Raw genomic sequence first — 9,478 nt, forward strand, 5'->3', positions numbered from 1 at the left:
CTGCGCGCCAAGATAATAAATAAAATTAGACTAAATGCCACAAAATTACTCAGCATCATGCCACTGAGCCCCCACATCCCCGTTGATCGCTATGGAACCTCAGTCAGTGTTATAAACACCTCCCAAATGAGACTCTGATAAAATTGCTCACGTCATAGGGAATGCTTTCCCCAATCCCCTTAGAGATGTTTAGTCCCACGATGTGCTGGAAAGGGTCAACGTTAAATCGTTCTGGCTCTTTTGTCCATATTTTGCAAATGTATTCGTAAGGCGTGAGGCCCTTAAGGATTTTCAGCCGTCTGGCGAAGTTATATGCCATCACAAAAGTATGTAGGTGGGCCTTCAACTGGTCATGTGAATCATAATAATAGCGTTTCACAGTCGCTTCTTTGATTGTTCTATTCATGCGCTCGACCTGTCCGTTCGTCCAGGGATGTTTTGGTTTCGTGAGTCTGTGTTCGATGCCATACTCATTGCAGCACAGGTCGAACATATGCGTAATCCATTGCGCTGTTGGCCCGTTGCGATAGCGTGGTGGGTGGCAAAACTGACTGCCGTTATCGGTCAGGATGGTGTGTATCTTGTAAGGCACTACCTTAACCAGGTTGTGCACGAATGCCGTCGATATCTCCCTATCTGATTTATCGTGTAATTCCACATAAGCGAACTTCGATGTCCGGTCGACGGCAACGAACAGATAAAGCTTCCCTTCTTCTGTGCGCACTTCAGCCAAGTCAATATGAAAATAGCCAATCGGATAGTTTTTAAATTTCTTCTTTGCAGGCTTGTCACTCTTGATATCCGGCAACCGGCTGATGCCGTGACGCTGATAACAGCGATGCAAGGTCGAGCGTGACAAATGCGAGATCGTGGGCTGCAGCGCATAAAGGCAATCGTCCAGAGGCAAGAGCGTATGCCGCCGAAAAGCCACACACATAGCTTCTTCCTCTGGCTTTAAAACCGTGGAGGCAGGTTCCTTCGGTCCCATCGGCGCATCATGGACAAAGTCACGCTTGCGCCACTTGGCTACGGTTTTCGGATTGATGCCGTACTGCTTCGCCAGAACGTTCAGGCTCTCTTGACTATGTTGTATCGTTCGACGCACCGCCTCCGTCGTGCGGGCGCTTCCATGCAGAATTTGTCCCATAATTCCTCCTTCCGTAGCTGTTCGTATATTACACCAGCACACCATGGGACTAAACATCTCTTAGGAAAACACTTTTTAGCTCTCTTTCTTGGGTTCCGCTAACCAAATTCTGATATGGGATTGCGGGAAGAATCTTGGGATTCTTCTGAATCAGGAAAATCTTTTTGTCGCGCTCATTGATGAGCAAATAAAAACTAGATGAGCCGTTTACCCCTCCAAAGCAAGCAATGATCTTGCTTACTACCGCGCAACTCAGGTCCACCCCCTCGCCAATTTATGAACGCATTTAGCCACACTCGCGTTCAAACATAATTTGCCGCACCACTCATATTACTCAGCACTCAGCTGGACTAAAGCTTTCTTTCATCATTTTTTATCTGAGCCGAAAAACGCAATAAATTCAATCTATTTGCGACCATGATCTATAGTAGGCAATACATTCCAGCCCAGGAGTTTTTCAATTACTGACTTATTTTTGTCACGCGCAACCAAAACTAAGATGGAACAAATGTATTCGCCGATGTCCATAAATAACCCATTGATTTAATTTACACATCAATCATTCACTTTCAACCAAATAAGAGACTAACTTATTGAACTTACTTGAGAACTCTAAATCTTAGTTATTATAGTTGACTAGTTCAGTCAGGTATTATATAGTTGACAAAAATGATCAAGTATTATTTACATAACAAACCTCAATTTTTACTTACCTAATTTTTATTGTACTAAGGAATATGGTATGAGACTGACAACGAAAGGACGATTCGCAGTGACAGCACTTTTAGATCTCGCGATGCAGCACAGCAATGGACCTGTCACACTTGCTGATATCAGTCAACGTCAAAAAATTTCACTGTCATATCTTGAACAATTGTTTGCAAAATTACGCCAACGTGAACTTGTTGATAGTGTGCGTGGTCCTGGTGGCGGTTATTGCTTAGCTAAGAGCCTGGAGCAAGTATCTATCGCAGATATTATTCTCGCTGTCGATGAACCAATTGATAACACGCGATGTGGCGGTAAAGAAAATTGTCTGAATGATGGCAAATGCATGACCCATGATCTATGGGCAGAGCTCAATGACATTATTTTCAATTATCTTGGCAGCGTAACATTAAGGCAATTGGTCGATGAACAAAAACAACGTGATGAGCAGCGTGAACAAGCAGTTGTCAAGTTATACGATATGCGTGAAGCAGCATTTTAGTTTTAATTTATAGAGAAAAATTATGGCGATCACATTGACTGAACGTGCAGCCAAACAAATTCAGCAGCAACTAACAAAGCGTGGTAAAGGGTTGGGTCTACGGATAGGTATAAAAAAATCCGGATGCTCCGGTTTTACTTATATCTTTGATTATGCAGATGAAATGAAAGAAGAAGATCAACTCTTTGAGTCGCATAACGCAAGAATAGTTATAAAACGCGATAACCTATCTTATTTTGATGGATCAGAGATAGATTTTGTCAAAGAAGGTTTAAATAGTACTTTCAAGTTTAACAATCCCAATATTGGAAATACATGCGGTTGCGGTGAAAGCTTCAGCCTCAAAACACCTGAAGAGTCTAAGGAAAATATATAAAAATGAGTGCTGTACTACAAAATCTTGTAAACCAGCCTTACAAGCATGGTTTCGTCACAGAAATAGAATCAGATATTGCACCCAAAGGACTTAACGAAGAAATCATTCGATTGATCTCATCCAAGAAGAATGAACCTGAATGGTTGCTTACATTCAGACTGCAAGCTTATGAAAAATGGCTCAGCATGTCTGAACCACAGTGGCAAAACGTCAATTACCCAAAAATTGATTATCAATCGATCAGTTATTATTCAGCACCTAAGCCGAAGAAAAAATTAGCTAGTATGGATGAGGTAGATCCTGAATTGCTACGCACATTTGAGAAACTTGGCGTACCCATGCATGAACGAGCAGCGTTAGCAGGTGTTGCTGTTGATGTCATTTTTGACAGTGTATCCGTTGCAACGACTTATAAAGAAAAACTCGCTGAAGTCGGAATTATCTTTTGCTCGATTTCTGAGGCTGTCCAAACTCATCCAGAATTAATTAAAAAATATCTTGGAACAGTTGTACCTGTTGGCGACAATTTCTATGCAGCTCTTAATTCAGCAGTATTTACCGATGGCTCATTTTGTTTTATCCCCAAGGGCGTTAAATGTCCTATGGATTTGTCGACTTACTTTCGTATCAATACTGAGGAATCAGGACAATTCGAGCGTACGCTGATCATTGCTGAAGAAGGTGCTTCTGTTTCCTATCTGGAAGGATGTACTGCACCTAAGTTTGATACTAATCAATTACATGCAGCTGTCGTTGAACTGATTGCGCTGGATAATGCCGAAATCAAATACTCGACTGTTCAAAACTGGTATGCGGGAGATGAAAAAGGCGTTGGGGGTATTTATAATTTTGTTACTAAACGTGGATTAGCGAAAGGAGTTAATTCGCGCATTTCCTGGACCCAAGTTGAAACAGGAGCTGCCATTACCTGGAAATATCCTTCCTGCATTTTACGTGGCGAAAATTCTGTTGGAGAGTTTTATTCGGTTGCTGTTACCAATAATTATCAGCAAGCCGATACAGGCACAAAAATGATTCATATCGGAAGAAATACGCGTAGCACTATTATTAGTAAAAGTATTTCAGCGGGATATTCCAATAGTAGCTATCGTGGCTTAGTAAGAATTGCACCTACAGCTGAGAACGCTCGTAACTATTCACAATGTGATTCGATGCTCATTGGTGATCAATGCGGCGCAAATACCTTTCCTTATATCCAGGTCAATAATAATAGCGCTAAAGTTGAGCATGAAGCATCCACTTCAAAGATTGGTGAAGATCAGCTTTTTTATTTCTTCCAGCGCGGAATTGGTGCTGAAGAAGCTGTATCAATGATAATCAATGGATTCTGTAAAGAAGTTTTTCAACAGCTACCTATGGAATTTGCAGTTGAAGCAACGAAATTACTCAGTTTTAAATTGGAAGGAAGTGTCGGATGATCAATCAGGACAGTAAAACAATCCTTGAAGTACGTGGTTTACATGCAAATGTAAACGGTATTGAGATACTTAAAGGCCTTGATCTCACAGTCAAGAGTGGAGAAATACACGCAATCATGGGGCTCAATGGATCTGGCAAAAGTACTTTTGCCAAAATTCTAGCTGGCCATCCTGCTTATGAAGTAACTGCGGGAATTATTATCTTCAACGATCAAAATCTTTTTGATCTTGAACCGGAAGAACGTGCTCGTGCCGGTGTGTTTCTTGCATTTCAATATCCAATCGAAATACCAGGCGTCGCTAATAATCAATTCTTGCGGTTAGCATACAATACAGTTCAGTCCCAACGTGGCAAAGAAGAACTTGACCCTCTTGAATTTGATGATTTTGTACGCGAGAAAATGAAATTACTCGAAATGAATCCAGATTTTCTGGATCGTAGCGTTAATGAGGGATTCTCGGGCGGAGAAAAAAAACGTAATGAAATTCTACAAATGGCATTACTCGAGCCAAAACTCGCCATTCTGGATGAAACAGATTCAGGACTCGACATTGATGCGCTCAGGATTGTAGCCAATGGTGTGAACCAGCTTACCAATAAAGATAATGCAACCATTTTGGTTACGCATTACCAACGCTTGCTTGACTATATTGTGCCTGATTATGTACATGTGATGGAAGCTGGACGAATCATCAAAACAAGCGGTAAAGAACTTGCCAAGGAACTGGAAGCCCATGGCTATGACTGGATAAATGCCGATGATCATAGTAAAACAGCTGGAGTACGGCTATGAGTACAGCCACTAGCAATAGCTATCTTGATAACCTCCTTCAGTCATGGCAAAGACCGCCAGCTTCATCCTGGCTTGATCAGCTTCGTGCAAACGCGATGGATAGCGTTGGTACGCTCAGGATGCCGTCGACTCAAGATGAAGAATGGCGTTTTACTGATATTTCACCTCTTAGTCGTCTGCCTTATCCAGTAGCCCATGCAGCACCCAAAGTACAACTCTCGGATATTAAACATTGCTATCTCGAAGAAGCCAGCTGTCGGCTGGTATTTGTAGATGGTCAATTTGTACCCGAGCTATCAAACATTGCTGATAATGCAAGTGCTATTATTGGCAATTTATCATCGCTCCTTCCTACTCATGGGGATACGATTGCTCGCTATCTTGGTCAGCTAGCAGAATTTCAGAATGATGTTTTTACGGCGTTAAATACTGCTTTTCTTCGTGATAGCGCCTGTATCATTATCCCGAAGAATAAGTCAGTAACTACGCCTATTCATTTGCTGTTCATATCCAAGCAAACAGAAGTTACCAGTTATCCTCGCTGCCTATTGATTGCCGAAGCTGGTAGTAATGCGACAATTATCGAGGATTACATTACTACTGAAGCAGCGCCTTATGTGACGAACTCAGTCGTTGAAATGAGTCTTGCCAATACCGCACATGTCAACCATATTCGTGTACAGCGCGATAATCAGCAGGCATTCCATATTGGAAATTGTACGGTATCTCTTGCTCATGCAAGTCAGTACCATTCAGTCAGCATAACGTTAGGAGCTTATATTTCCCGCTATAACCTGAATGTGATATTGTCAGGTGAAGGTGCTGAATGTGCTGCAGATGGATTGGTATTGATTTCTGGACGTCAACTTGCCGATACCCATACATTCATCGATCATGCGAAACCGCATGGCAAGAGCCGCCAGCTCCATAAATGTATCGTCGATGGGATGGCACATGGGGTATTCAATGGAAAAATCATGGTACGCCCACATGCTCAGTTAACGGATTCAACGCAACTAAGCCGCAATCTTTTACTGACTAATAAAGCCCGTATTGATACCAAGCCACAACTTGAAATATTTGCTGATGATGTCAAATGCGCGCACGGCGCAACAGTAGGTCAACTCGATAAAGAAGAAATTTTCTACCTAAAAAGTCGCGGCCTCTCTGAATTGACTGCGCGTAATTTGCTAACTTATGCATTTGGTGGTGAAGTGATTGATCGCATTCCAATTTCTTCACTTAAAAGGCAACTCGAAGAAATCGTCCTTGCAAGAACACAGATATCCTGAAACATGAAATTAGTTGATGCCTTATTAGACATGAATACTTTCCCAACTTCAGAGTTGGCAGCACGATATCGTGCCGATTTTCCCATTCTCAATCTTAAAGTAAACGATAAGCCACTTGTTTATCTGGATAACGCAGCATCAAGCCAAATGCCTCAACCAGTCATTGATTGTCTGGTGCGATATCAAACAACTCAGCATGCAAATATCCATCGTGCGGTGCACTACCTTTCTGAAATAGCCACACAGGAATATGAAACGGCACGACGCACATTGCAACACTTTATCAATGCTCGTGAAGATAGAGAAATCATCTTTACCAGTGGTACAACAGATGCCATTAATCTAGTCATGCATGGTTATGGTCGCAAATTTATTAAGAGTGGTGATGAAATTATTTTAACGAACCTTGAACATCACTCAAACATTGTGCCATGGCAAATGTTAGCGGAGGAAAAAGGCGCAACAATCCGCGTTGTACCTATCAATGACGCGGGCGAGCTATTAGTTGATGAGTATGAAAAATTATTTAATCCTAGAACTCGCTTTGTTGCAATAACGCATGTATCGAATGCACTGGGCACCATCAATCCGATTAAAAACATGATTGCTTTTGCTCACCAACAAGGGGTACCGGTTTTGATTGATGGCGCGCAAGCTGCTGTCCATATAAAAATCGATGTGCAAGATCTGGATTGTGATTTTTATGCCTTTTCTGGCCACAAATTATGTGGACCGACAGGAATAGGTATCCTCTATGGTAAAGCTCAATTGCTAGAATCCATGCAACCTTTCAAAGGAGGGGGTGATATGATCGCCTCGGTATCCTTTGAAAAAACGACCTACAACACTATTCCGTATAAATTTGAAGCAGGTACTCCTCCTATTGCTGCTGCGATTGGCTTTGGTGCCGCAATTGATTATTTATCGAAGATTGGGTTAGATGCGATTGCAGCTTATGAGCATAAACTGCTTAATTACGCAACCGAACAGATTGAAACTATTCCCGGTGTTCATATCATCGGTAATACGCAGACGAAAGTTGCTGTCTTGTCATTTACCATTGATGGTGTTCACCCTCATGATGTGGGAACACTCCTTAATCAAGAAGGAATCGCTGTACGCACGGGTCACCATTGCGCACAACCCATTATGCAGCGCTTCAAAATACCTGCAACATCGCGTGCCTCATTTGCTTTTTATAATACTAAGACAGAGGTTGATGCTTTGATAGCTGGTATTCATTCTATACAAAAGGTTTTTTCATAATGAATTTAAAATCAATTTATCAGGAAGTTATTCTTGATCATAATCGTAAGCCGCGTAACTATGGCACGCTTGATAATGCAAATCATCACGCCACAGGGCACAATCCTTTATGTGGTGATCGCATCGACCTTGCTTTGCACATGGAAGGAGAGCACATTGATCGTATTGCATTTCATGGAGAGTCATGTGCTATATGTAAAGCATCCGCTTCAATGATGACGGCTACTGTCAAAGGGAGGTCACGGTCAGAAGCAGAAACTTTGATAAAAGAATTTCGGGAAATGGTGGTTGGTAATCTTGATCTTTCAGGACCTCATCACCTTGGAAGACTAGCTGTATTTGCTGGAGTATGTGATCTACCTACACGGGTCAAATGTGCAATTCTGCCTTGGCATACCTTGCAAGCTGCACTGAATTCTGATGCTCTCGTATCGACTGAAACAGTAGAAGATTCAATCCATGCTGCTACAAGTAATGGCTAACCAGAAAAAATTAGCGATAGCATAAAAACACTATAAAAATAGTTAAAACAAAATGCCAAAAATAGCTGAAATAGAAGGTACCCCTAACCCAAATGCTTTGAAGTTTGTTCTAAAAGAACCTCTTACCTGGGGCGTAAGTCATTCATATGACAGTGCTGAACAAGCAAAAGATGATCCATTGGCATCAGCTTTATTCGAAATAGATCATGTTACCAACGTCTTTTATGTCGACCGCTGGATTACGATTACTCAAGATGGTGAAGCTGACTGGCAAGATCTCGCGCGTGCTGTTGCCGATCCGATCCGGTCTGCACCAGCAGCTCATGCACAATCTACTGAGACAGTAGCAGCAGCAAATGAAATATTAGCTAACTTGAACCCTGAGGACCAAAAACGACTTGAGCGCATCAATATATTATTAGATGAGGAAGTTCGTCCCTACTTACAAAATGATGGCGGAGATCTTCATGTATTGGGTCTTGAAGGGAATGTTCTCAAAATCCATTATCAAGGTGCATGTGGTACTTGCCCTAGCTCGATCTCTGGAACACTCAGAGGAATTGAGCGATTGTTAAGAACAATTGAGCCGGATATGGTGCTTGTCTCTGCCTGAGAAAGTATAGATAAGTAAATTCAAGAATAAAGTGCAGCTTTTTAAGATTATCAGAAAGCAAGTTGAGTTAATATCTAGGCTTCTTGAATGATCAAATCCAAGAACTTGAATATCAGATTTATGGCTTACCGAAAGCAAGAAAGCGGCAGATCACCATACACAAAAAACGGCCCTATTAATGAATTTTAATAGGGCCATTTGTTTTACTTCTTCTATATTCTCAATATGGAATAATCTTAAATAAGCTGAGCTTCGCTAAATCCTGTATATCCAACAAGAATAACTTCGATATGGTGAGTTACAGCGTTAGGACCTTTACCAGCTGTAAAATCAAAATATACTGCAGTTGATTCTTCAGACCCATCCATACTTCCATCATAATTTATCGTTGAATCTCCCTTCCATTTGAGATTTTTAGCGTATTTCAGCATATCATTACTATCAAAACCCTCAATCACATTTCTTTGATTTATAGCATCTTGTCCGTAATTAACAATATACGTTTTAGGTGAATTTGAAATGTCGTTACCGCTATCAGTACTTCCGGTACCGATATCAGCAGACTCATCGGCGCCATTAACTGTCACTTTAATTTCTTGCTCAGTGCCATCTAGAGATTTCACAGTCAGCATGTCATAAACTGTCTCCTCATCATTTAAAGCTTGGACGTTTACATCATCATTGCGAAGGGTAGAGCTATGATCATTTCTGGTGTATGACAGGAGAAGGAAGCGGTGTAACCTGTTGGTAAAGATCTCGGCAGATCAACCACCAATGAAGGAACACACCGCTATGATAGATAGTAATCTTTTTAACCTGAACAAACCAGATCAAAATGATCTGCTACAGGAAGTTCTCC

General features: G+C 41.5%; 10 protein-coding genes. 8 read left to right on the forward strand and 2 right to left on the reverse strand.

Annotation, left to right across the window (positions count from 1 at the left end; genetic code table 11):
- Nucleotides 1-109: 109 nt before the first annotated feature.
- The gene (locus tag R2Q26_RS04590; protein ID WP_317535194.1) at nt 110-1,147 is read right to left on the reverse strand and encodes an IS481 family transposase; all 1,038 of its coding nucleotides are present in this window, start codon (nt 1,145-1,147) and stop codon (nt 110-112) included.
- A 742-nt stretch (nt 1,148-1,889) separates the two neighbouring features.
- On the opposite strand from R2Q26_RS04590, the gene iscR reads away from it, so the two are divergent.
- Genes iscR through R2Q26_RS04630 form a run of 8 tightly spaced genes read left to right on the forward strand, consistent with a single transcriptional unit; the run spans nt 1,890 to nt 8,619 of the window.
- Nucleotides 1,890-2,357: a Fe-S cluster assembly transcriptional regulator IscR gene (iscR, locus tag R2Q26_RS04595; protein ID WP_090572212.1), complete on the forward strand. Its 468-nt coding sequence runs from the start codon at nt 1,890-1,892 to the stop codon at nt 2,355-2,357.
- Nucleotides 2,358-2,379: 22 nt separating this feature from the next.
- Nucleotides 2,380-2,733: a HesB/IscA family protein gene (locus tag R2Q26_RS04600; RefSeq protein ID WP_090572213.1), complete on the forward strand. Its 354-nt coding sequence runs from the start codon at nt 2,380-2,382 to the stop codon at nt 2,731-2,733.
- 2 nt (nt 2,734-2,735) lie between these two features.
- The gene (gene sufB, locus R2Q26_RS04605; protein WP_317535185.1) at nt 2,736-4,172 is read left to right on the forward strand and encodes a Fe-S cluster assembly protein SufB; all 1,437 of its coding nucleotides are present in this window, start codon (nt 2,736-2,738) and stop codon (nt 4,170-4,172) included.
- Nucleotides 4,169-4,966, forward strand: coding sequence for a Fe-S cluster assembly ATPase SufC (sufC, locus tag R2Q26_RS04610; protein ID WP_317535186.1), 798 nt, complete (start codon nt 4,169-4,171; stop codon nt 4,964-4,966). Before sufB ends, sufC begins: the two co-directional genes overlap by 4 nt.
- Nucleotides 4,963-6,258, forward strand: a complete 1,296-nt coding sequence (gene sufD, locus R2Q26_RS04615) for a Fe-S cluster assembly protein SufD (protein ID WP_317535187.1) — start codon at nt 4,963-4,965, stop codon at nt 6,256-6,258. The genes sufC and sufD overlap by 4 nt, the downstream gene beginning before the upstream one ends.
- Before the next feature lie 3 nt (nt 6,259-6,261).
- Nucleotides 6,262-7,524, forward strand: coding sequence for a cysteine desulfurase (locus R2Q26_RS04620; protein WP_317535188.1), 1,263 nt, complete (start codon nt 6,262-6,264; stop codon nt 7,522-7,524).
- The gene (gene sufU / locus R2Q26_RS04625) at nt 7,524-8,006 is read left to right on the forward strand and encodes a Fe-S cluster assembly sulfur transfer protein SufU (RefSeq protein WP_317535189.1); all 483 of its coding nucleotides are present in this window, start codon (nt 7,524-7,526) and stop codon (nt 8,004-8,006) included. The genes R2Q26_RS04620 and sufU overlap by 1 nt, the downstream gene beginning before the upstream one ends.
- Before the next feature lie 52 nt (nt 8,007-8,058).
- Complete coding sequence (locus tag R2Q26_RS04630; protein WP_317535190.1) at nt 8,059-8,619, forward strand: NifU family protein; 561 nt, start codon at nt 8,059-8,061, stop codon at nt 8,617-8,619.
- A 236-nt stretch (nt 8,620-8,855) separates the two neighbouring features.
- Here R2Q26_RS04630 and R2Q26_RS04635 read toward each other — a convergent pair whose 3' ends face one another.
- A complete protein-coding gene (locus R2Q26_RS04635) occupies nt 8,856-9,374 on the reverse strand; it encodes a VCBS domain-containing protein (RefSeq protein WP_317535195.1) in 519 nt (172 codons plus the stop codon).
- Nucleotides 9,375-9,478 lie beyond the last annotated feature (104 nt).

It is taken from the genome of Nitrosomonas sp. Is37 (assembly GCF_033063275.1).
Classification (GTDB): domain Bacteria; phylum Pseudomonadota; class Gammaproteobacteria; order Burkholderiales; family Nitrosomonadaceae; genus Nitrosomonas.